The organism is Arthrobacter sp. SLBN-112, from assembly GCF_030944625.1.
In the GTDB taxonomy this organism is placed as follows: domain Bacteria; phylum Actinomycetota; class Actinomycetes; order Actinomycetales; family Micrococcaceae; genus Arthrobacter.
Window position 1 is genome coordinate 3391131 of sequence record NZ_JAUSXY010000001.1, and the last position, 22222, is coordinate 3413352.

At 67.1% G+C, this 22222-nt stretch carries 19 protein-coding genes and 1 pseudogene; 5 read left to right on the forward strand and 15 right to left on the reverse strand.

The window, feature by feature from the left end; genetic code table 11:
• Nucleotides 1–5: 5 nt before the first annotated feature.
• The 10 genes from QF050_RS15845 to QF050_RS15890 all read right to left on the reverse strand — a co-directional run bounded on the left by QF050_RS15845 (nt 6) and on the right by QF050_RS15890 (nt 13517).
• Nucleotides 6–794, reverse strand: a complete 789-nt coding sequence (locus QF050_RS15845) for an energy-coupling factor transporter transmembrane component T (protein WP_308931275.1) — start codon at nt 792–794, stop codon at nt 6–8.
• Between the two features lie 10 nt (nt 795–804).
• Complete coding sequence (locus tag QF050_RS15850) at nt 805–1656, reverse strand: ECF transporter S component (protein ID WP_308931276.1); 852 nt, start codon at nt 1654–1656, stop codon at nt 805–807.
• A 195-nt stretch (nt 1657–1851) separates the two neighbouring features.
• Nucleotides 1852–2877: a nucleoside hydrolase gene (locus QF050_RS15855; protein ID WP_308931277.1), complete on the reverse strand. Its 1026-nt coding sequence runs from the start codon at nt 2875–2877 to the stop codon at nt 1852–1854.
• A gap of 37 nt (nt 2878–2914) precedes the next feature.
• On the reverse strand, nt 2915–3892 hold the full coding sequence (locus QF050_RS15860) for an aldo/keto reductase (RefSeq protein ID WP_308931278.1): 978 nt from the start codon (nt 3890–3892) through the stop codon (nt 2915–2917).
• 9 nt (nt 3893–3901) lie between these two features.
• Nucleotides 3902–4462 (reverse strand): hypothetical protein, encoded by a 561-nt coding sequence (locus tag QF050_RS15865; RefSeq protein ID WP_308931279.1) that lies wholly within the window; start codon nt 4460–4462, stop codon nt 3902–3904.
• Nucleotides 4459–5076, reverse strand: coding sequence for a DUF402 domain-containing protein (locus QF050_RS15870; RefSeq protein WP_308931280.1), 618 nt, complete (start codon nt 5074–5076; stop codon nt 4459–4461). The genes QF050_RS15865 and QF050_RS15870 overlap by 4 nt, the downstream gene beginning before the upstream one ends.
• The gene (dxs, locus tag QF050_RS15875; RefSeq protein WP_308931281.1) at nt 5073–7046 is read right to left on the reverse strand and encodes a 1-deoxy-D-xylulose-5-phosphate synthase; all 1974 of its coding nucleotides are present in this window, start codon (nt 7044–7046) and stop codon (nt 5073–5075) included. The genes QF050_RS15870 and dxs overlap by 4 nt, the downstream gene beginning before the upstream one ends.
• Nucleotides 7047–7176: 130 nt before the next feature.
• Nucleotides 7177–9990 (reverse strand): aconitate hydratase, encoded by a 2814-nt coding sequence (locus QF050_RS15880; RefSeq protein WP_308931282.1) that lies wholly within the window; start codon nt 9988–9990, stop codon nt 7177–7179.
• A 165-nt stretch (nt 9991–10155) separates the two neighbouring features.
• Complete coding sequence (locus tag QF050_RS15885; RefSeq protein ID WP_374121536.1) at nt 10156–11544, reverse strand: class I SAM-dependent RNA methyltransferase; 1389 nt, start codon at nt 11542–11544, stop codon at nt 10156–10158.
• On the reverse strand, nt 11541–13517 hold the full coding sequence (locus QF050_RS15890) for an APC family permease (protein ID WP_308931283.1): 1977 nt from the start codon (nt 13515–13517) through the stop codon (nt 11541–11543). The genes QF050_RS15885 and QF050_RS15890 overlap by 4 nt, the downstream gene beginning before the upstream one ends.
• A 118-nt stretch (nt 13518–13635) precedes the next feature.
• Here QF050_RS15890 and QF050_RS15895 point away from each other — a divergent pair, with 118 nt between their 5' ends.
• A complete protein-coding gene (locus QF050_RS15895; protein WP_308931284.1) occupies nt 13636–14310 on the forward strand; it encodes a TrkA family potassium uptake protein in 675 nt (224 codons plus the stop codon).
• Complete coding sequence (locus tag QF050_RS15900) at nt 14307–15062, forward strand: NAD-binding protein (RefSeq protein ID WP_308931285.1); 756 nt, start codon at nt 14307–14309, stop codon at nt 15060–15062. The genes QF050_RS15895 and QF050_RS15900 overlap by 4 nt, the downstream gene beginning before the upstream one ends.
• Nucleotides 15063–15151: 89 nt before the next feature.
• On the opposite strand, the gene QF050_RS15905 is transcribed toward QF050_RS15900, so the two are convergent.
• The 4 genes from QF050_RS15905 to dut all read right to left on the reverse strand — a co-directional run bounded on the left by QF050_RS15905 (nt 15152) and on the right by dut (nt 17608).
• Complete coding sequence (locus QF050_RS15905; protein WP_308931286.1) at nt 15152–15919, reverse strand: DUF3159 domain-containing protein; 768 nt, start codon at nt 15917–15919, stop codon at nt 15152–15154.
• Nucleotides 15916–16224: a hypothetical protein gene (locus QF050_RS15910; protein ID WP_374121578.1), complete on the reverse strand. Its 309-nt coding sequence runs from the start codon at nt 16222–16224 to the stop codon at nt 15916–15918. The genes QF050_RS15905 and QF050_RS15910 overlap by 4 nt, the downstream gene beginning before the upstream one ends.
• 46 nt (nt 16225–16270) lie before the next feature.
• Nucleotides 16271–16984, reverse strand: coding sequence for a DUF3710 domain-containing protein (locus tag QF050_RS15915; RefSeq protein WP_308931288.1), 714 nt, complete (start codon nt 16982–16984; stop codon nt 16271–16273).
• Between the two features lie 105 nt (nt 16985–17089).
• Nucleotides 17090–17608: a dUTP diphosphatase gene (dut, locus tag QF050_RS15920; protein ID WP_308931289.1), complete on the reverse strand. Its 519-nt coding sequence runs from the start codon at nt 17606–17608 to the stop codon at nt 17090–17092.
• Nucleotides 17609–17713: 105 nt separating this feature from the next.
• On the opposite strand from dut, the gene QF050_RS15925 reads away from it, so the two are divergent.
• The 3 genes from QF050_RS15925 to QF050_RS15935 all read left to right on the forward strand — a co-directional run bounded on the left by QF050_RS15925 (nt 17714) and on the right by QF050_RS15935 (nt 20413).
• Nucleotides 17714–18202, forward strand: coding sequence for a DUF3093 domain-containing protein (locus QF050_RS15925; protein WP_308931290.1), 489 nt, complete (start codon nt 17714–17716; stop codon nt 18200–18202).
• A gap of 195 nt (nt 18203–18397) precedes the next feature.
• Nucleotides 18398–19711, forward strand: coding sequence for a septation protein SepH (gene sepH / locus QF050_RS15930; protein ID WP_308931291.1), 1314 nt, complete (start codon nt 18398–18400; stop codon nt 19709–19711).
• Nucleotides 19712–19825: 114 nt separating this feature from the next.
• On the forward strand, nt 19826–20413 hold the full coding sequence (locus QF050_RS15935) for a dihydrofolate reductase family protein (protein WP_308931292.1): 588 nt from the start codon (nt 19826–19828) through the stop codon (nt 20411–20413).
• Nucleotides 20414–20495: 82 nt separating this feature from the next.
• Here the strand turns inward: QF050_RS15935 and QF050_RS15940 are convergent.
• Nucleotides 20496–21987 (reverse strand): annotated as a pseudogene (locus QF050_RS15940) (DUF222 domain-containing protein).
• Nucleotides 21988–22222: the final 235 nt, after the last annotated feature.

A 22222-nucleotide genomic window follows, 5' to 3' on the forward strand; every position in this document is an offset into this window, starting at 1 on the left:
GGCGCTCAGGCACCGGCACCTGCCTGTACCAGCCGCAGCGCCACTGCAGCGGCGGCCAACAGCACCAGGACGGCGCGTGCTGTGCGCTGCAGCCGGGAGTCGGGCACTTCCCGGTAGCTGGTCCGGGGTCCGGTGTTGCTGAGTCCCCGTGCTTCCAGGGCCGCGGACCGGGTGCCGGCATCCTCCACCAGGGACAGGACCAGGGGAACCGCCTGGAGCCGGAACGCTGCCAGCCTGGACAGGAGGCCACGAGTGACCACCAGTCCCCGTGACTCCTGGGCCTGGCGGATCCGCCGTGCCCGGGCGCTGATAGCGGGCAGGAGGGTGAGGGTGGAGGCCAGGACGAAGGCGAACCGGCCCTGCACGCCGCGGGCGGACAGTGCCGCCACGAGGTCCGGGAGGCTGACGCTGAAGGAGAAAACCAGCAAGGCCAGGATCACGGCGCCCAGCTGCAGGATCCGCTGGCCGGCGAACCCCAGGCCTTCTGCCGTGACCCGGGCGGGCCCCCATTCGGCCAGGACGGTCGATCCCTCGGGGAAGAACAACCCGTGCAGCATCAGTAATGACAAGCCAAGCGGGACCAGTATTGCGGCGGCGGCAGCCAGCACGCGCCGGACGGTGCCACCCGCCGCCGACAGGCCCAGGGAAGCGGCAACGACGGTGAGCGAGAGCGGCCAGCTGCCGGCCGCCGTCGTGATGACCGCCGTACTCCCGGCAGCAGCCAGCAAGGTCAGCGGATTCAGGCGCAGCGGCCTGCCTGGCCGTGCGGTACTGCTGTCGGGGGATGCTGTCACAGCGTTGGGGTCAGTTTTCCCTGTTGGCGCCCTGTGCCGGTGCTTCAGCGGTCTCGGCGGGTGCCTTGCCTGCGAGGACCCGGTGACGGCGCAGGAAGGGGAACTGCTGCCGGGCCCTGCGCGGCAGGGCGTAGACGAGGATGGCCACGATGGTGAACACGATGGCCTTGTCCATGGGGTCGGAGATCAGTGCCTGCTTGGTGATGGCCGCCAGGAGGGTATCGCCCATGGCACGGAAGGCGCTGACGATCGCACCGGTGGCCACGCCCGAGGTTCCGCCGAAGACAAATGCGGCCACCGGGGCAGACACCACGCCGGCGATGATGCCGGTGACGAACCCGGCCACCGGGGCGAGGTAGAAGCGGCGGAAGAGGCCGTAGCGGGCGGCGAGGCCGGCCAGGCAGCCGATGAGGGCGGCGCCAGCCGCGAAAGGCAGCACCGTGGGGTTGAAGAAGGACCAGACGATGCTGCTGAGTGCGCCGGTGGCAGCGCCCGCGGCGGGTCCGGCCAGGACGGCGATCAGCACGGTACCGATCGCGTCGAGGTAGAACGGCACCAGGGTGCTGCCGACGAACTGGCCCAGCACGATGTTCAGGACCAGCGCCACCGGGATCAGCACCAGCGTGGACGCCGGAAGCGTGGGCAGGACGGCGACGATCAACAGGACCGCTCCTGCCAGGAAGCCGGAGAGTGCGATCAGGGCCGAGACACTGCCGGGGCCCCCGGTGATGTCGGCTGGCTGGTTCAGGACCAGGTAGGCGTAGGTGGCGGCGATGGCCAGGGCGCCGAGGATCTCCAGCAGCCGGCGGCGGCGGGCTGCCGGGCGTTCCTGGGACGGAAGCGTCAGGGAGGGCGATGACATGGGGAGTGTTCCTTCGGGTGCGGGCAGTGGCCCGGCAGAACCGGGCTGGGGTGGGGCTGCCTATGTCACCTCGGCAGCTGCCGGCGGCAACTGCGCCGGGCCGGTCCGTGGCCCATTCTACCGGGCGTTTTCGGTCCGGGGCCCGGCAATGGTCCGGTAATCCGGGGCGGCCTGGACGGGCCGTGCAGGTGGCGCCTATCCCACCCGCCGGGCCAGTCCGCCGATGGCGGATACCAGCTCGCGGAACGCCTGCTCCGGGTTGTTGGCGGAGACAATCCTGGCGTTTGGAGGCGCACCCCAGAGCCCGCGGTAATCAGCCACCGTGGTTCCCATCAGCAAGGGTGAGCCGGTTTCGACGTCCACCGTGGCGGGGCGGGCATCGTACTCGAGTGTGCCGGCGGCAACTCCGGCGGCGAAGAAGTCATGGACGTGCGCCAGGTATCCCTGGTCGTACTGCCGGTGGAACTCGAAGTAGAACCGCAGCGCGTCGGAGAGGTGCCGGATGATGCCGTTGTCCGACGTGCTGCGCAGGCCCTCGGGCTGGTCCGGCAGGACCAGTTCCGGGACGGCGGCGCCGGCGGCCTCGGCGAGCTGCCGGACGTGCTCCGGGCGCATCTCCATCCGCTCGGTGGTGTCCAGCGAACAGACCACCGGCAGCTTAGCCAGGGGCTTGCCGCGGTACGCCGCATACACCTCCTTTGCTGCATGCGGGTCCACGTGCGTGTTCCACTCGGCCGTGGGGGTGGTGTTCCCCTGGTGGTAGAAGCTCCCGCCCATAATTACCACGCCGGCCAGGAGGTGCAGCAGGTCGGGCTCCTGGCGGAGGGCCAGGGCAAAGTTGGTCAGCGGCGCCGTGATCAGGGCGGTGAGCTCCCCCGGCCTGGCGCGGGCGTGTTCGAGCCAAAGGTCGACGGCGTTCCGCGCCGAGACCTGCCCGGCAGGCCCGGGCAGCACGGCGTAGCCGATCCCCTGCGGACCGTGGGTTTCGGGTGTGGTGGTGAGCGGGATGGACAGCGGCCCGCGCGCCCCGATGGCCACCTCGACGCCCGGCCGGCCGCACAGTTCCAGCAGTGCCAAGGTATTCCGGGCCACCTGGTCCGCGTCCACGTTCCCGGGTGTTGCGGTGACGGACACGAATTCCGTCTCCGGCAGCGCGGCGAGGTAGGCCAGGGCCAGGGCGTCGTCGATGCCGGTATCGACATCCAGCAGGTAGGAGGTCACAGTCCGGTATTTCCGTTGCTCTTGGGTTTCCGGTGTCCTAGAAGAGGGCCACCTTGGGAACAGCGGGGAAGATGGCATCCAGCTCCGCGAGGTCTTCCGAAGACGGCTGCCAGTCGGCGGCCGAGGCATTTTGCCGGACCTGCTCCGGTTTGGTGGCGCCCGCGATGACGCTGGCCACGGACGGCTGCGCGGCAAGCCACGAGAACGCCACCTCCACCTCGGTCAGGCCACGTTCCTTGGCGAACAGGCTGAACCTGCCCAGCTGGTCCCAGTCGGCGTCGTGCACCATGTTGGTGCGTGTGTGGCTGAGCCGGGAACCGTCCGGAGCGTGGCCCGGCGCGTACTTGCCGGTCAGCAGCCCGTTGGCCAGCGGGAAGTAGGGCATGACGCCCAGGCCGAGGGCTTCGGCGGCAGGCGTGACTTCCTGCTCGGCCCGGCGGTCCAGGAGGTTGTAGTGGTTCTGGGTGGAAACGAAGCGTGCGCCGCCGAGTTCGCGGGCCACATACTCGGCCTGGGCGATCTGCCAGCCGGCCCGGTTGGAGTGGCCGATGTACCGGACCTTGCCGCTGCGGACCAGGTCGTCCAGCGCGGCGAGGGTCTCGTCGATGGGTGTCAGCGGATCCGGAGTGTGGAACTGGTAGAGGTCGATCCAGTCGGTGCCGAGCCGGCGCAGCGATGCTTCGACGGACTGGATGATGTAGCGGCGGGAGCCCCGGGCACCGAAGTCGGGGCCGTTCGCGCCCTGGGCGTCCATTCCGAACTTGGTGGCCACCACGGCCTGGTCCCGCCGGTTTCCGAGTGCCTTGCCCAGCATGGTCTCGCTGAGTCCCGGTTCGCGGCCGTAGTTGTCCGCAACATCGAACAGCGTGATCCCGGCCTCCAGGGCGGCAGACACGACGGCGTTGGTGCCTTCCTGCGACTCGGTGCTGGTGTTGGCGCGGCCCAGGTTGTTGCATCCGAGGCCTACCGTGGAGACGGTGAGGCCTGATTTTCCAACGCGGCGGTAACTGGTCAAGGACGACTCCTAAAGGCTGAAGCTGTTGGCTGGCTTGGCTGAGTGCTTGAGTTTGAAGTGGTCGGCTTCGCTGTACGGGGCTGCACCGATGCTGAGCTTGGTGAAGTCCAGGTCCTCGCCGCGGGCGCACACCTTGATGGCGTTGACGGCCTTGTTCACATCCGGGCAGAGACAGAAGATGTTGAGTTTGTAATCCGTGAACTCAGACCGCTCCACGGTTCCGAGTCCCCGCCAGGCAAGGTGGCTGATGAGGGCATCCTTGGCTTTCTGCTCCAGGTAGCGGTCCCGTTCCGTGCCTTCCCTGGTCTTGAGGGCGAACTGGGCCACCACCCAGAACTGCTCCTCGTTGGGGATCTCGGCGTAGCCGTCCTCCTCGCACTGGGCTGCGAAGGCGTCCAGCAGGCCACCGGCAGCGTCAGCGTCGGGGACGTCGGTTTCCTCTGTCTTGCTCTGGTGCCCCACGGCACCGAAGTTCATGACGAACTGGGAGTACTCCTCATCGAACCAGGCTTCCCGGAAGTGGAGGGTTCCCTCGTCGTCGCGCTTGTAGACCCTGACAATGCCGCTCATATGCGTCCCTTTGCAAACCATTCAACGTCGGTACCGTCGAAAGGCGCCTGCTGCGCCTTCACGGCATGGAAAAGTTCGTCCGCGGCCGCCTGGATATCCTCGATCAGCCGCTGGGGGTAGCGCATGGACACGCTGTGCTCGGCAAATTCGTCCTGGTCGTCGATAAAGACACCGCGTGATTCGGTGCGGATCACGTCCAGGTCCATGTCGATCACGTGCAACTCGGTTACGGCAGGCCGGATGTCCGTCCATTCATGGCCCACGGCGAGGTCGATGTAGAGCCGCACGCCGGCAGGATGGGCGGAATCGTAGAACGTGGCCACCCAGTCGCCTTGGCGCGGTACCAGGAGCACGGCGTCGGAGCGCGTGTAGAACGCGGCGCCGGGGCGTGAACAAAACTCGTTGGTGCCCTGGAAGATCCACCATCCGTGCTCGTCTTCGCCAAGGTACCGCCCGGGGACCACCCAGTGTGCCTTGCCGTTCCATTTCCGGTTGCGGGATACCACCAGCTGGCCGGGTTGCAGGTTGCCGGGGACGCGTGTGGTGGTGGTATGCAAAACCGGCCCCGACTCCCCCACGGCGCCCGGGTACTTCAGTGCGTCCTCGTCCCTCACAGGATCGGGAGGCTGCCAGTGGTGGGGTGCTGCTGCCCCGGCAGGGGACGCGCGAACGGTACCTTTGTTCCCAAAACCTGCGCGACGACGTCGTGCGTTATCTGCTGGGCGGTGAGCCCCACGCGCTCCATGACCTGGGCGCGGGTGCCGTGGTCGAGGAACTCAACGGGCAGGCCCACCTCGTTCAGTGCGGTGTCCACCCCCGCAGCGCGCATTTCCTGGCGGATGCGCGAGCCGACGCCGCCGGCCCGGACGCCGTCTTCGATGCAGACCACCAGGCGGTGGTGCGAAGCCAGCGCGATGATGGAGCGGCGGACCGGGAGCACCCAGCGCGGATCAACCACCGTGCTGCTGATGCCCTGCGCACCAAGCCGGTTTGCGACATCGAGGGCGAGCTCGGACATGGCACCGACACTGACGATCAGGACATCGTTCTCGGTGGAGCCGGAGGGGCGGCGGGCCAGGATGTCCACGCCGTCGCTGAGCCGCTCGAGGGCATCCACCTCGGGGCCCACCGATCCCTTGGAGAAGCGGACCACGCTGGGCGCGTCGCTGATGGCCACCGCTTCCCGCAGTTCCTCCCGGAGGCGGCTGGCGTCGCGCGGTGCGGCCAGGTGCAGGCCGGGAACGATCTGGACCATGGCCATGTCCCACATGCCGTGGTGGCTGGCGCCATCCGGGCCGGTGACACCGGCACGGTCCAGCACGATGGTGACTCCGGCCTTGTGGAGGGCGACGTCCATCAGCAGCTGGTCGAAGGCCCGGTTCAGGAAGGTGGCGTAGACGGCGACGACGGGGTGGAGCCCGCCGAAAGCCATACCGGCGGCAGCGGTGAGGGCATGCTGCTCGGCGATGCCGACGTCGACGACGCGCGTCGGGTGCTTGGCGGCGAACTTGTGCAACCCCACCGGGATCAGCATGGCGCCGGTGATGCCGACGATGTCCTCGCGTTCGTCGGCGATGGCGGCGATCTCGTCGGCGAAGACGGAGGTCCAGGACTGGGCGCCGCCGGTGCCCGTTGGTTCGCCGGTTTCCGGATCGATGATGCCTACCGCGTGGAACTGGTCCGCTTCATGGGCGCGGGCGGGGGCGTAGCCATGTCCCTTTTCGGTCATGGCGTGGACGATGACGGGGCCGCCGTAGTTCCGGGCGGTAGAGAGCGCATGCTCCATGGCCTGGAGGTTGTGGCCGTCCACCGGGCCGATGTATTTCATGCCGAGGTCCTCGAACATGCCCTGCGGAGCCCACCAGTCCTTGATGCCCTTTTTCATGGCGTGCAGGCTCTTGTAGGTGAACTGGCCTGCCGGCCCGCCGTTTTGCAGCTTCTTCTTCCACCAGTCCAGCGCGCCCTCATAGGCGGGCGCGGCGCGGAAGGAGTCAATGGTGGGGCGCAGGGACGCGAGGTAGTCGGCAAAACCGCCCACGGTCGGGGCGTAGGAGCGCCCATTGTCGTTGACGACGATGACCACCCGGCGCTTCTTGTCTGCCGCGATGTTGTTGATGGCTTCCCAGGCCATGCCACCGGTCAGGGCGCCGTCGCCCACGATGGCCACCACGTGCCGGTCGCCTTCGCCTGTGAGCTGGCGGGCCCGGGAGATGCCGTCCGCCCAGGACAGGGAGGAGGAGGCGTGCGAGCTTTCCACGATGTCGTGTTCGGACTCCACACGTGAGGGGTAGCCGGAGAGGCCGCCTTCCTGGCGGAGGGTGCTGAAGTCCTGGCGCCCTGTGAGGAGTTTATGGACGTATGACTGGTGGCCCGTGTCGAAGACGATGCTGTCGCGGGGGGATTCGAAGATGCGGTGTACGGCCAGCGTCAGTTCCACGACGCCGAGGTTGGGTCCGAGGTGGCCGCCCGTCTGGGAGACGTTCGTGATCAGGAACTCCCTGATCTCCGAAGCCAGCTGCTCCAGCTGTTCCTCGGTCAACTCGTTCAGGTCCTGCGGATTCCGGATGGTGTCCAAGATTCCCAATGACCCCTCCTTCGGGTGGTAGACGTGCCGTTTAACTCTAACGCCTTGGCTTGGCTGCAAAGCCGAAGCCCCGGCTGGTCGGTGACCGGCCGGGGCTTCGGGGAGGATGCTGACTGCGCAGCAGCTGCCGCTAGTTCGCGGAGATCTGGCGCAGCACGTACTGCAGGATGCCGCCGTTGCGGTAGTAGTCGGCTTCACCCGGGGTATCAATGCGCAGGACCGCATCGAAGGAGGTGGTGGAGCCGTCTTCGGCCGTCGCGGTGACCTTGAGGGTCTTCGGCGTGGTGCCTTCGTTCAGGGCGGTGACGCCCTCAACGGCGAAGGTTTCCGTGCCGGTCAGGCCCAGGCTGGCGGCGTTCTGGCCGGCCGGGTACTGCAGCGGCAGGACGCCCATGCCGATCAGGTTGGAGCGGTGGATGCGCTCGTAGCTTTCGGCGATGACAGCCTTGACGCCCAGCAGCGCGGTGCCCTTTGCAGCCCAGTCGCGGGACGAACCGGAGCCGTACTCCTTGCCCGCCAGGACGACCAGCGGGGTGCCGGCGGCCTGGTAGTTCTGCGCGGCATCGTAGACGTAGGCCTGGGGACCGTCTGCCTGGGTGAAGTCGCGGGTGAAGCCACCCTCGACGCCGTCCAGCAACTGGTTCTTGATCCGGATGTTGGCGAACGTGCCGCGGATCATGACCTCGTGGTTGCCACGGCGTGAGCCGTAGGAGTTGAAGTCCTTGCGCTCCACGCCGTTGGCCAGCAGGTACTGGCCGGCCGGGGTGTCGGACTTGAAGGAACCGGCCGGGGAGATGTGGTCGGTGGTGACGGAGTCGCCGAGCTTCAGCAGTACGCGCGCACCGGCGATGTCCTTGACCGGCTCCGGCTGTGCCTGCATGCCCTCGAAGTACGGGGGCTTCCGGACGTAGGTGGACTTCTCGTCCCAGGCGAAGGTGTCGCCGGCGGGGGTGTCGAGGGCCTTCCAGCGGTCGTCGCCGTCGAAGACGCCCTCGTAGCCGCGGGCGAACATGCCCTTGTCGATCGAGGAATCGATGACCTGCTGGACCTCGACCGGGTTCGGCCAGATGTCCTTGAGGAAGATGTCGTTGCCGGCTTCGTCCTGGCCCAGGGCATCGTTTTCGAAGTCGAAGTCCATGGTTCCGGCCAGGGCGTACGCGATGACCAGCGGCGGGGAGGCCAGGTAGTTCATCTTGACGTCCGGGTTGATCCGGCCTTCAAAGTTGCGGTTGCCGGAAAGCACGGCCGTGACGGAGAGGTCGTTGGCCTGGATGGCCTCGGAGATCTCGGCGTCGAGCGGGCCGGAGTTGCCGATGCAGGTGGCGCAGCCGTAGCCGACGATGTAGAAGCCGAGCTTCTCGAGGTACGGGGTCAGGCCCGACTTGTTGTAGTAGTCGGTGACCACTTTGGAGCCGGGAGCAACGGAGGTCTTGACCCAGGGCTTCGAGGTGAGGCCCTTGTCCACGGCGTTGCGGGCCAGCAGTGCGGCAGCCAGCATCACGGAGGGGTTGGACGTGTTGGTGCAGGAGGTGATCGAGGCGATCGACACGGCACCGTGGTCCAGTTCGAATTCACGGCCGTCGGCGGTCTTGACGGCCACCTTCTGGGACGGGCGTCCGTTGGACTTGGGACCGTGGGCGTGCGGGGCCTGCTCCGTGAGGTGGGTCGCCGAGGCGGTGAACGACGGTGAGTCCGATGCCGGGAAGCTCTCGTCGATCGCTTCGTCCAGGCTGCCGTCGGCGAGGTCAACCTTGACGTAGTTGCGGAGGTCCTCGCGGAACTGGGCCTTGGATTCGGTGAGGATGATGCGGTCCTGCGGGCGCTTCGGGCCGGAGATCGACGGGACAACCGTCGACAGATCCAGCTCAAGGTACTCGGAGAACTTGATCTCGCGGGAGGGGTCGTGCCAGAGGCCCTGTTCCTTCGCGTACGCCTCGACCAGGGCAACGTTCTCGTCGGACCGGCCGGTGAGGCGCAGGTAGTCGAGGGTGACGTCGTCGATCGGGAACATGGCGGCGGTGGAACCGAACTCGGGGCTCATGTTGCCGATGGTGGCGCGGTTGGCCAGCGGCACGGCCGCGACGCCTTCGCCGTAGAACTCGACGAACTTGCCCACCACTCCGTGCTGGCGCAGCTGCTCGGTGATGGTGAGCACGACGTCGGTGGCGGTGGCGCCGGCCGGGATGGACCCGGTCAGCTTGAAGCCGACGACGCGCGGGATCAGCATGGAGACGGGCTGGCCCAGCATGGCAGCCTCTGCTTCGATGCCGCCGACGCCCCAGCCGAGCACGCCCAGGCCGTTGACCATGGTGGTGTGCGAGTCGGTGCCGACGCAGGTGTCAGGGTAGGCGCGCAGCGAACCGTCAACCTCGCGGGTCATGACCGTGCGGGCCAGGTATTCGATGTTGACCTGGTGCACGATGCCGGTTCCCGGCGGGACAACCTTGAAGTCGTCGAACGCGGTCTGGCCCCACCGGAGGAACTGGTACCGCTCGCCGTTGCGCTGGTACTCGATCTCCATGTTGCGCTCCAGTGCGCCGGAGTTGCCGAAGGCGTCGATCTGCACGGAGTGGTCGATCACCATTTCCGCCGGTGCCAGCGGGTTGACCCGCTTCGGGTCTCCGCCGAGTTCCTTGACGGCCTCACGCATGGTGGCGAGGTCCACAACGCAGGGCACGCCAGTGAAGTCCTGCATGATCACGCGCGCCGGCGTGAACTGGATTTCAGTGTCGGGCTCGGCGTTGGGATCCCAACCGGCCAGTGCGCGGACGTGGTCGGCCGTAATGTTCGCGCCGTCCTCGGTCCTCAATAGGTTTTCAAGCAATACCTTGAGGCTGAACGGAAGGTTTTCTGCACCTTCAACGGAGTTCAACCGGAAAATTTCGTACTCGGTTCCGGCTACATTAAGTTTGCCTTTTGAACCGAAGCTGTCCACAGTGCTCATCGCAGGACTCCTCTCGCAACAGTTTCATCTTTGTCGCGCGGTTGACCGCCTGCTAGTTAGGACGCCCTAAGTAGTTCGAGGGCCCGAAAATTGCACACGGCCGGCCGAGAATTCGGGCGCGACGTGGGACTACTACGGCCATCGTAGTCCAAAACCTCGGTGGCATCACGGACCGGGAGTCAGCAGCGCCACCGTCTCAAGGTGGTGGGTGTGGGGGTACAAGTCGAAGGCCCGAAGCCCGGCGAGTTCCCATCCTGAGCGGCGGAAGTAACCGAGGTCACGGGCAAACGACGCCGGATCGCACGACACATAGGCGATGGCACGGGGCTGCGAAGCAATGAGTTGCCCGACGACGGCTTTCCCGGCACCCGCCCGCGGCGGGTCGAGGAGGAGGGCGTCGAAGTTCCGCGGTTTCTGGCGGAGCACACGCTCCACGCGGCCCTGGACCACCTCGACCTGTGGTACCGAGTGGAGGTTTTTGCGGGCATCACGGCTGGATCCGGGCGCGCCTTCAACCGAGAGCACGGACCCGGTCTCCCCTACGGCATCGGCCAGCACCGCGGTGAACAGGCCGGCGCCGGCGTAGAGATCCGCAACCACGGCCCCGGCCTGCAGGAAGCCGCCGCCGCGGAGGAATTCTGTGACAGCGCCCACAAGTGTTTCCGGCGCGTCGCGATGGATCTGCCAGAAGCCCGCGCCGGTCACCCGGTAGTCGTGGCCGGCCGCCGATTCCTGCACCCACGTCCGGCCCCGGACCTGCGTCACGTCGCCGCTGAGCGGATCGAATGCCGCCACGGACACATCCGCCGGCAGTCCGGCAGCAATTGCGCGCAGCCGCTTGTCCTTGGTTCCGGGCGCCGGCGCCAGGAGCACCAGCGGGCGGGAACCGTTGGCCGGAGCCGCCACTTCGACGCGCTCGATGCCCTGCAGGTCCAGCTCCCACAGGCGCAGGGCGTTGACGGCTTCTGTGGCCAGCGGCATGTCCCGCACCGGAACAATGTGCCCGGAACGGTGTGCATGCATGCCCAGCTTGCCTCCGGGGGTGACCGAAAAGCTTGCGCGCGTCCGCCACCCAAGGCCGGATCCGTCGTCGTGCGCCTCCCCCACGGCTTCCACGCCGCCGGTCCAAAAGGACGGCGCGGGGTCGACGCCGGCAAGCCGGGTGAGCTGCTCGGCCAGGACGTCCGCTTTCAGTTGCCGTTGCCGGGCCAGGCTGATGTGCCCGAACTCGGCGCCGCCCACCGGCGGGTGGCCGTGGCCCCAGGCCCGGCCCGAATCGGCCAGGTGCCAGAAGTGCTCCACCCGGTCCGGGGACGCCTCGAGTATCTCAACGGCGTCCGCCCGCCAGAACTTGGCGTCGTCGCCGGCATCGGTCAGCCGGGCACGGACTTTCTCGCCGGGGATGGCGTGCCGGACAAAGACCACCCGGCCTTCGTGGCGGGCCACGCAGTGCCCGCCGTGGGCCACGGGCCCGACGTCGAGCACGGCCTCTTCGCCGGCGTGGCCGGCCTGGCCGGTTGCCGGCAGTGCGGTGGGCGGGGTTCTTACGGTCACTGGACGTCCTGCAGGTTCTTGGCTTCTTCGGATGATTTGAGCTGCCAGGGAACGCTGGCCACCATGACGCCCGGCTCAAAGTGCAGCCGGGTCTTGATGCGCAGGGCAGTCTGGTTGTGCACCAGCTGTTCCCACCATTTGCCCACGACGTATTCCGGAATGTAGACCACGATGAGGTCCCGCGGGGAGTCAAGCCGCATCTGCTTGACGTAGTCCATGATGGGCGTGACCGTCTCGCGGTAAGGGCTGGCAAGGACCGTCAGCGGAACCGGGATTTCGAGCTTCTCCCAGTCGGTGATGGTGTGGGCGGTCTCTTCCGGATCGATGTCCACGGTGATGGCGTCCAGCCGAGAGGGCCTGGACGCGCGGGCATAGGCCAGGGCACGCAGGACCGGCTTGCGGACATGCGAGACCAGCAGCACTGCGTGGACCCGGGTGGGCAGGGCGCGCGGTGAGGAATCCTCGTCCACGGCAAGTTCCTTGGCCACATTGTCGTAGTGTGCCCGGATGCTCCACATGATCAGGAAGAGGATGAACATGGCCAGCAAGGCGATCCAGGCGCCCTGCTGGAATTTGGTGATGAGGACGATGACCAGCACCAGGCCGGTCATGCCGAACCCGATGGTGTTGATGGTCCGGGATTTCATCATCCGGCGCCGGACGGCTTTGTCCTTGGCGAGCTTCAGTTCACGGCCCCAGTGCCTGATCATGCCGAGCTGGCTCAGGGTGAAGGAGATGAAGACGCCCACGATGTAGAGCTGGATCAGCTTGGTGACATCGGCGTCGAAGGAGATGATCAGCACCAGCGCGCCGGCGGCAAGGGCCAGCACGCCGTTGCTGAAGGCGAGCCTGTCGCCGCGGGTCCGCAGCTGCCGTGGCAGGTAGCCGTCCTGCGCCAGGATGGACCCCAGCACCGGGAAGCCGTTGAAGGCGGTGTTGGATGCGAACACCAGGATGACGCCGGTGGCTGCCACCACGATGTAGAACGGAATGGAACCAGGGCCGAAAATCGTCTGCGCGATCTGGCTGATGGCCGGGTTCTGGATGTAGCCCTCGGGCAGCGGGCTGCCGTTGAGCAGGAATTCCTTGGCCGGGTCCAGAACGATGTGGACCTTGGTGGCGTTCGCCAGGTAGATGATGCCCGCGAGCATCGCGGCGCCGATGATACCCAGGAGCAGCAGGGTGGTGGCCGCGTTCTTGCTTTTGGGGTGCCGGAAGTTGGGAACGCCGTTGCTGATGGCTTCAACGCCGGTCAGGGCCGCGGCGCCGGAGGAGAACGCCCGCAGGAGCAGGAAGGCGCCGGCCAGCCCCACCAGGCCCTGGTCAAATCCCTCGGCCGGGACGATGGTGAAGGCTGCCGACGGCGCCTGCCCCAGCTGCCCGGTAGCCGCCTGGAAGATGCCCACCGCCGTCATGCCCAGGATGGAAGCCATGAAAATGTAGGTGGGGACGGCGAAGACGCTGCCCGCCTCCTTGATGCCGCGCAGGTTCACCAATGCAAGGATGACGACGCCGATGGTGGCAATGATTGCCTGCTGGCCGTGCAGCGACGGGACAGCAGTGGTGAGATACGCCGCAGCCGAGGACATGGACACGGCAACCGTCAGGACGTAGTCGACAAGCAGCGCCGAGGCCACGGTCAGGCCGGCGTACTTTCCCATGTTCACGTTGGCGATCTCGTAGTCGCCGCCACCGGAGGGGTAGGCGTGGACGTTCTGCCGGTAGGAGGCCACGACGGTGAGGAGGACCACCATCACGGCCAGGCCCACCAGGGGAGAGATCGACACTGCGCTGACACCTGCCAGGGCAAGGGTCAGCAGGATCTCGTCCGGGGCATAGGCTACGGACGACAACGCGTCCGATGCGAAGATCGGCAGTGCGATCTTCTTGGGAAGCAGGGTATGGGCCAGCCGGTCATTGCGGAAGGGCCTGCCCACCAGCACGCGTTTGACGGCGTTCAGTATTGTCAACACCCCACAAAGCTAGTCTGAATCGCGGACGATGTCATGACGGACCCGGGCCGGGCCGAACCACGGACGTGCCGGTAGAGTTCTAGCTGCACGATCGTGACATAAATACAGAGGAGATACGGTGGCGCATTTCGTGATCATGGGATGTGGCCGGGTGGGGGCAACGCTGGCGCACACGCTGGAGGATGCCGGTCATTCCGTGGCCATCATCGACCAGGACGACCGCGCGTTCCGCCGGCTCCGCCAGGGGTTCACGGGCCGGAAGGTCACCGGTGTGGGATTCGACCGGGACACCCTCAAGCAGGCCGGCGTGGGTGAAGCCTATGCCTTCGCGGCGGTGTCCAGCGGTGACAACTCGAACATCCTGGCGACCCGCGTGGCGCGCGAGACATTCCACGTCCCGCACGTGGTGGCCCGGATCTACGACCCGGGACGTGCCGAGATCTACCAGCGCCTGGGCATTCCCACGGTGGCCGCCGTCCGCTGGAGCGCAGACCAGGTCCTGCGCCGCATCCTCCCCGAGCAGCACCTCGCCGGCGACTTCCGGGAGCCCTCCGGGCGTCTGGTCCTGGCCGAACTTGACCTGGACGGCGGCTGGATCGGGCACCGGATCAGCAGCATCGAGAAGGCTGCCGGTGTCCGCGTGGCCTATCTCACCCGTTTCGGCGAAGGCCTGCTGCCCGACGCAGGAACCGCATACCAGGACGGCGATACCGTGCACGCCATGCTGCAGGTGGACCGCAGCGCCCTGGTCGCCCAGATCCTCGCCAAAGCCCCCGCCAAGGAGTATCAGTGAAAGTTGTCATCGTTGGCGCCGGCAGCGTCGGTTCGTCCATCGCCCGGGAACTGCTCGCGCACAAGCACGAGATCCTCCTGATCGACCTGAAGCCCGAGGTGATCGGGCGCAGCGGCCTGCGGGGAGCGCACTGGCTGGTGGGTGACGCGTGTGAGCTCTCCACGCTCCAGGGCGCCAAGGTGGAAGACGCCGACGTCGTGGTTTCCGCCACGGGTGACGACAAAGTCAACCTGGTGGTCTCGCTGCTGGCGAAGACCGAGTTTGGGGTGGGCCGCACCGTGGGGCGGGTCAACAACCCCAAGAACGACTGGATGTTCAACGACTCCTGGGGCGTGGACGTCGCCGTCAACACACCCCAACTGATGACAGCGCTCGTGGAGGAGGCGGTGGAGATCGGCGACCTGGTCCGGCTCCTGACCCTCCAGACCGGCGTGGCCTCGCTGGTGGAGTTCACCGTGCCCCACGACTCGCACGTTATCGGCATGACCGTGGGGGACATCCATTGGCCGGAGGACGCCACCCTGGTGGCAATCCTCCGCGACCAGGCACCCATCACCCCGAGCCGGGACGACGTGATTGACGGCGGCGACGAACTCTTCTTCGTCACCACCATCGCCGCGGAGGACAAGTTGCGTGAGCTTCTCTCTTCGGCTCCCGGGAGCATCGACGTCGACGCCTCGCCGCAGGCCGCCGCCCAGCCTGCCGCCAACGGATACGGACCGGTCCCAGACGACGACGGCTTCGACGGCTAGGTGCACCGGGCGCCGGGGGCGTCGGGCGGCTTGAGGCGTCAGGCGGCTTGAGGCGTCGGGCGGCTTGAGGCGTCAGGCGGCTTGAGGTGTCAGGCGGCCTGGCCGCCGGCCTGGTCTTCCACGTCCGCCGGAGCCGGGCGGGTGACGAGCCAGGCCACCCACACCCCCAGGATGTACAGGGGCGCCCCCATGATCAGGCGCGTGGTGGCGAGTGCGGCCAGGCCGTCTGCGCCCATCAGGTACAGGGGCACCTGCACGATGAGCCGGAGCGCCAAAACCGCAACGATGATCCAGGTGCCCAGCCGGTAGGCCTTGACGCGGTCCGGATCCTTGCGCCACTCCACGCCCTCGTTGCGGATGAAACCGAAGAGGAGCCCGGCCACCGGCCATTTGACGATGATCGAAACCACCATCGCCAGGATGTAGGCGGCGTTGGTGAAGAAGCCAGGCAGATAGAAATCCTCCGCCTTGCCGGTGGTATTGGCCAGCCACGCTGAGATGCCGACGCCCACCACGCCCGCGAGGGCCTGGGTCAGGGGGCGCCGTTGTGCCAGCCGGGCGATGGTGAACGCGGCCGCCGACGCCAGGGCAGCCACAAGGGAGAGCGTGAGCTCCCGGGTAACGGTGAACGCCATCAGGAAGACCAGGCCGGGAACAATGCTCTCCGCAATGCCCTGGACTCCCCCTGCACTCCGCAGGACATCCACCCGCCCGTCATGGGTGCGGTGGAGCCCTGCCTTGGCGGCGTACTCGGCCGCCAGGCCCGCCACCGGAGACTGCGGGGCCGCGCCCGCACCCTGTCGGCCCGGTCCCGGGGTGGCGTTATCGGAGGACTGTTCGGGCTGCTGCTCGGTCATTCGTTCTCCTGGCGGGACATGATCTCGTAACGGGGATTGAAGATGGTGGGCATGTCCTTGCCGCGGGCAAGCATTCCTTCGACCCGGATCTCGGCGCCCGCTTCGATGCCCGGTACGCGTCGTCGGCCCAGCCACACGATGCGAAGCCGCGCGGGATTGTTCCTGTCAGGGCCGGGACCGGGCCGTCCGGTGCCGGTCTCGGAGACGATGGCGCTGAATTCTGCCGTCCGCTCTGCGGGCACGAAGGTCACGGAGTCAATGTGTCCCTGGCACAGCACGCGGCCCTTGTCCGGCAGCTGGTTCAGCGGGGTCAGCCCACCGGACGCCTGGGCGGGTCCGCCGTTGGCGGTCTCAGCCGATTTGGGTGATTTCGGGACCACGTTCGGGCTCCTCCAAAGTGGGACCGGCGGGCGGAGGAGTAGCGGAGGCATCCTTTGGCAGCCGCAGCTGAAGGAGATCCCGCGGCGGCATGGGACTGTCACCCCTGACCACCACCACCTTCCGGAACAGGGTTTCGAGCGCTTCAGCGGCGGGGCGCTCCAGAGCCGCGGGGCCGCCGAGGACGCCGCGCAGGAACCAGCGCGGACCGTCGACGCCGATGAACCGGGCCACGCGGTAGCCCTGGCTGCCGTCCGGAAGCCCGGCAGGCAGCTTGGCTACCAATTCCGTCCCAAACGCGCCTTCCACCTCTTCGACCTGGCCGCCCTGGGCACCGACCGACTGCCCGATCTGTTCGCGGATTTCATCCCAGAGCGTCTCTGTCTTGGGGGCGGCAAACGCCTGCAGCTGGAGGCTGGACCCATCCAGGTCAAGGGTCACTGCCACCACCCGCTGCGTTGCCTCTTCAACCTCAAGGCGGAGCTGGAGTCCCTCGCTGGGCGTGATCAGCAAGGCACCGAGGTCCACGAAGCCGTCACGGCTGCCTACCTCGGACTCATCGAAGGGGCCGTCCTGGCCGCGCGTGGAGGCGGCGGTCCCGGCTTCTCCCGGTTCCGCTGCCGTCAGCTCTTCGGCCGGTTGTGCCGGCTCTTCCTTCTTGGCTTTCCTGCCGAGCCCAAAGACCATGGGTGACTCCTTCGTTCTCAAATGTGCCAGTTCTCAAAATCTGCCGGCCGGGAGCAGGCCCCGCCGTCGTGCGTGCTGGCGTGGCAGCGGTTGTGGGTGGAGGCGTCAGGCTCCGGGAACGTTGAACCCGCCGGTGGAGCCGAAGCCTCCCGTACCGCGCACGGAGCCGCTCAATTCGCTGACAGGAATGAATTGGGCGTGTTCCACCCGCTGGATAACCATCTGGGCAATTCTATCGCCGCGGCGCAGCTCAATTGGCTGGGATGAGTCGGTGTTCAGCAGGGTTACCGATATCTCGCCCCGGTAGCCGGCATCCACCGTGCCTGGCGCATTGACGATCGTCAGGCCGTGCTTGGTGGCCAGTCCGGAGCGCGGGTGGATCAGCGCCACGAAGCCGTCGGGCAGGGCGATGGCCACACCGGTGGGGACCAGTTTGCGCTCCCCCGGCATCAGGACCACGTCCTCGCGCGCGCGAAGGTCTGCTCCGGCGTCGCCCGGATGCGCATACGACGGAGCTTCCAGGTCCGGATCCAGCATCTTCAACTGGACCTGCAAAGTGGGCGCTGCAGTGGCGGGGGCTGCCGCCTCCGGGACGAGGTCTACTGCGGTGGGATGTTCAGTCACAGTCACTCACTCTAACCCGCGCCCCCGCAACAGTCCCAGATGACCGGATCCGGAGCCCCCCGCACCCAAGATGAAATAGCGGACCAAAGGTGGAAAGCTTGGCCTATGCCCGAATCAAGCACGCCAGAGTCCCTTCCCAGCACACCTTCGGCCGGGACTCCTGTCACGTATCAGGAGAAGCTCTGGCCCAATGCCTGGATGTGGATCATCGCAGCGGGCGTCTCCGGAGCCGGCATCCTGGTCTTCGCACCCATCAGCATGGCCGCCGGGTATACAGCCGCGGTGGTGCTCCTTGCCATCATTACCGTGCTCCTGGTCCTGTCCACTCCCACCATTACGGTTACCCGGGACGCGCTGACGGTCGGACGGGCCACCATCGAACGCCGGTATGTTGGCAGCGTAGAGCAGTTCACGTCCAGTGAAGCCACAGCGGAGCGGGGCACGAGGCTGAACGGGCTCGCCTACCTCTGCATCCGGGGCTGGATCGACCCCGTCGTGAAGATCGAGATCACCGACCCGGCCGACCGCACCCCCTACTGGCTCACCTCCACCCGGCACCCGGACAAGCTGACGGCAGCCCTGACCAGGGGTTGAGAGCAGGTATCCGCGGCGGCAGCCCCATGACCCGCCTGCGGTTGCATATCCTCGGCGCCAGGCTTGACGCCCTGGCGCCGACCCTTCGGGCCGGAATCAGGCGGAAAATCACGGCGCGCCCTGCCCCTTGAGCCAATTCGGCGCCACCGGGTGGCAGAGTTTCGATTGATAGTAATGCCAGGGTGGAGGATTTGTATGCAGGATCTACGGCTTGTAGGCGTGCACGACGACGGGACGCATCTCCTGTTGAGCGGGGCCGGCGGCGAGATGTTCCAGCTGCCGATCGATGAGGCCCTCAGGACGGCCAGCCGGTCCGCGGCCAAGCCGCGGGCGGAGCGGCCTGCCGTTCCGATGTCCCCCAGGGATATCCAGGCCCGGATCCGGGCCGGCGCCACTGCTGCCGATGTTGCCGAGTTGTCGGGCATGCCGTTGGCCAAGGTGGAGCGTTACGAAGGGCCGGTCCTTGCCGAGCGCGAGTACGTTGCGCAGCAGGCGCGGAAAATTGAAGTCGCGGCGCCCTCCCCCGGCCACGACATCTACCGCTCGGCGTTCGGCGACAACCCGGCCTCCTTGGACGACATGGTTTCCCACCGCCTCTCCGCGCACGGAATCGACCCGACGACGGTGGAATGGGATTCGTGGCGGCGCCAGGACGGCACCTGGACGGTATCAGCGAGCTTCGAGGCCAAACCCGGAGGGACCTCCGGCATCGGCGAGGAACCCCCGGCCCTGTGGACCTTCAGTCCCGCACGCAAGTCACTGCAGAACACCAACCGCTGGGCGCAGCAGCTTAGCGAGCTTGAGCCTCTGGACGGACCTGTTCCGGCCCGCCGCCTCACCGCGGTTTCGGACCGCCCCTTCGACTTTGAAACTGACGCGGATTCGTCCAAGGCTTCGTCCGGTGGCCAGGGCGCCCAGGCGCAGGAGTCCGGCAAGGAATCCGACGGCCTCCTGGATATGCTCCGGTCACGGCGTGGCCATCGGATAGGCGTCGACGAAGATTCCGACGACGCCCTGGCACTGCTGCTCACCCATGGGGTACCGGCAGCCCATCCCCGCCCGTCCGAGGTGGTCCCGGAACCCGATACAAACGAACCGGAACCCCAGGACGGCCAGCGCGACGCACCGGCTGCCCAGGGTGATTCGTTCATCCGTCGCAGGGACGCCAGGCCGTCCATGCTGTCCAGGCTCAGCCTTCTTCCGCCGCACCGCGATGTCCAGGACGACGCATTGCGGCTGCACGACGGCGTCAGCACCGATACGAGGGAAATCACCATTGCGGCGTCGCCGCAGAAACCTTCCGGCGGCAGCCAGGGTGCACAAACCGGCGGCGCCGGATTGGATGAGTTGCTTGGCAGCAACCCCCGCCGAACCACTGCAAAGCAGGACGATTCTTCCCCCAGCACCGGCCAGCTTCCGGAGACTGAGGCGCCGGAACGGCCGGCAAAACCTAAGCGATCAAGCGTTCCGTCCTGGGATGAGATCGTTTTCGGAACCCGAAGCGACTAAGAGCTTCTCGCCAGGCCCCTGATGGCCGCAGGCACGTGCTAGGCTCCCCACCACACGGCCTTGTTAAATAGCGCCATCACCAGGAGGTTTGCGGTGCCGGACACAACCTGCCACATGTCCATTTCACTGGACGGCTTCGTCGCCGGACCGGACCAGAGCCTCGAAAACCCGCTGGGCAAACGAGGACTTGAACTGCACGGCTGGCATATCGGCGACCCCCGGGCCACTGAAGCCAACAAGGCCGCCGCCGATTGGCTCATGCGGCCCCGCGGCGCATATGTGATGGGCCGGAACATGTTCGGCCCCATCCGCGGTGAGTGGAATGAGGAATGGAACGGCTGGTGGGGTCCGGAACCGCCCTACCACGCACCGGTGTTCGTTCTGACCCACCATGAACATGCCCCGATCCAAATGGAGGGCGGGACAACCTTCCACTTCGTCACCGACGGATTCGACGCCGCCTACGCCGCCGCCTGCCAAGCCGCTGGAGACAAGGGGGTGGACATCGCCGGTGGCGCCTCGACCGTCCGCCAGGCACTGACTGCGGGCGTCGTCGACGAACTTACGCTCGACATCGCACCGGTCCTCCTCGGTTCGGGCGAGCGGATCTTCGACGGCGTCGAGTCTTTCGACTTCGAACCCTTCGAGGTGCTTCACTCACCGCTGGCCACCCACATCCGCTACCGGCGCAGGAGCCAGTAAGACTCCGTCGGCGGCCGACGGTGGCCACAGCGGGTGCCCGCTGACCTGCCCGCGGTGGTACAGGATCCCCTTTGTTGTCGGGTCACCCGTTGAGATATTCGATGAGGGCTTCTTCGAGGAGGCTCCGTTCACCGGGCGCGACCAAGGCCTGTCTCAGTTGCGGGGGCCATGTTGTGGGTTCCCAGTCTTGGTGTTCGCTGGTGTAGTGGCGGCCGGCCGGTGAGGTCCAGCCGGGTGGTTCGGTTTTGCTGGCGGGTGTGGGTTTCCAGCCTGTGGTGTGCCGGAGGCGGTGGTGTTTGGGGCATGGCTGTCCCAGGTTGCTGATTCCGGTGCTGCCGCCCTCTGCCCAGGCGAGGATGTGGTCGGCCTCGGTGTCCAGGGAGGGGTTGCTGCAGCCGGGGAACGGGCATTTACCGTCCCTGAGCCGGAGCCAGTTCCGCATGGCCTTGCCCACCCGGTAACTGGTCCGCCCGATCTCCAACGGCGCCCCGTCCCGCGGGTCCACCAGCACCCGGTAGAACGAGCCCGCCCCCTCAGCGACCAATCGGCGGGCCATCGACGCCGGGATCGGCCCGTACCCGTCCAGCACCGCCGGCTCATCGGTCAGACCCAGCAGGGAGAACACCGGCACGGTCACCAACACCTGCGCCCGGATCGAAGATGACAAGCCAGCCCCCGTCCCGTCCCCGGTCCCGGCGTCGAACCCCTCGCTGAGGCCCTCCCCACCTCCGCCGGTACCGCTCCCGCTGCTGGCGGGGGTAAGTCCGTTGGTGAGGATCGCGTCAGCGAAGTTGTCCGCACGGAGCTGTGTCATGGTCCGGGGTTCCTCAGGTCCCTGCTGGGACCGGGCGATCGCGGTGAGCCGGTTCAACCCAGCCAACGCCTGGTCCGCAGGCATGTACGCGCCCAGCCACGCCATCCCGTCCCGGTCCGCCCGGTACTCCACCCGCCGATCCGAAATTCCCTTGGCATGGCGCTTCTCAATCGACTCGGCATGATGGCGCTCCCGGCCACGTCCGGGCCTTGGCACGGAACCGGTGCGCCGGCAACTCCCCCACCGGACAACCGCGCGCCGGATCCGGTGCGCCGGGGTCCAGGAAATGCCCCTCCAACGCCGCCGCCCCGGCAGGATCAAGGGCCGCGGTCTCATCAGCCATGGCCACCGCATGCCCCCACGACAGAGTCCCCGCCTGCAACGCGGCGAAGGTGAGCGGCAAGGACGTTGCCAGGGCGTGGGAAGTGGCAAGGAACGAGGACGCGGCCCGCGGACCAAGACTGAGTACGCAGCCGATCTCCGCCGCGACCGCCATCTCCTGCGCCACCACCGGCACCCCCGGCCCCGCAACAACACCGGCAGCATCCGCATACCCCACCGCCGCCTTCGCCTTCAGACCAGCGACCCTGGCCTCCACCTCACGGACACCGGCCAGGACATCCAGGCACCCATCCGCCAACCCCGCCAACGGATCAGCAACCGAGAACAGCTCCACACCGCACCCGTCCACCTCCGCAACAAGCACGGCAAGGGCAGCACGAATATCCTCAAAAGCCCCCACCACCGCCGCTTTCCCCATACACCAATCATCACCAGAGGGTCTGACATTTAAGGCCGCCACCACAACGGACACCACAGAAGACCGGACGGGTTTCGACAAGCTCAACCACCGGGTCTCCGACGTGCCCAACCACCCGGTTTCGACAAGCTCAACCACCGGGTCTCCGACGTGCCCAACCACCGGGTCTCCGACGTGCCCAACCACCCGGTTTCGACAAGCTCAACGACCGGGTCTCAGACGTGCCCAACCACCC

What these genes read in the sequence shown, in the direction of transcription:
- QF050_RS15850 (WP_308931276.1), bottom strand. Translation starts at nt 1,656, where the DNA reads ATGTCATCGCCCTCCCTGACGCTTCCGTCCCAGGAACGCCCGGCAGCC.
- QF050_RS15865 (WP_308931279.1), bottom strand. Translation starts at nt 4,462, where the DNA reads ATGAGCGGCATTGTCAGGGTCTACAAGCGCGACGACGAGGGAACCCTC.
- QF050_RS15880 (WP_308931282.1), bottom strand. Translation starts at nt 9,990, where the DNA reads ATGAGCACTGTGGACAGCTTCGGTTCAAAAGGCAAACTTAATGTAGCC.
- QF050_RS15905 (WP_308931286.1), bottom strand. Translation starts at nt 15,919, where the DNA reads ATGACCGAGCAGCAGCCCGAACAGTCCTCCGATAACGCCACCCCGGGA.
- QF050_RS15915 (WP_308931288.1), bottom strand. Translation starts at nt 16,984, where the DNA reads ATGGTCTTTGGGCTCGGCAGGAAAGCCAAGAAGGAAGAGCCGGCACAA.
- QF050_RS15925 (WP_308931290.1), top strand. Translation starts at nt 17,714, where the DNA reads ATGCCCGAATCAAGCACGCCAGAGTCCCTTCCCAGCACACCTTCGGCC.
- sepH (WP_308931291.1), top strand. Translation starts at nt 18,398, where the DNA reads ATGCAGGATCTACGGCTTGTAGGCGTGCACGACGACGGGACGCATCTC.
- QF050_RS15935 (WP_308931292.1), top strand. Translation starts at nt 19,826, where the DNA reads ATGTCCATTTCACTGGACGGCTTCGTCGCCGGACCGGACCAGAGCCTC.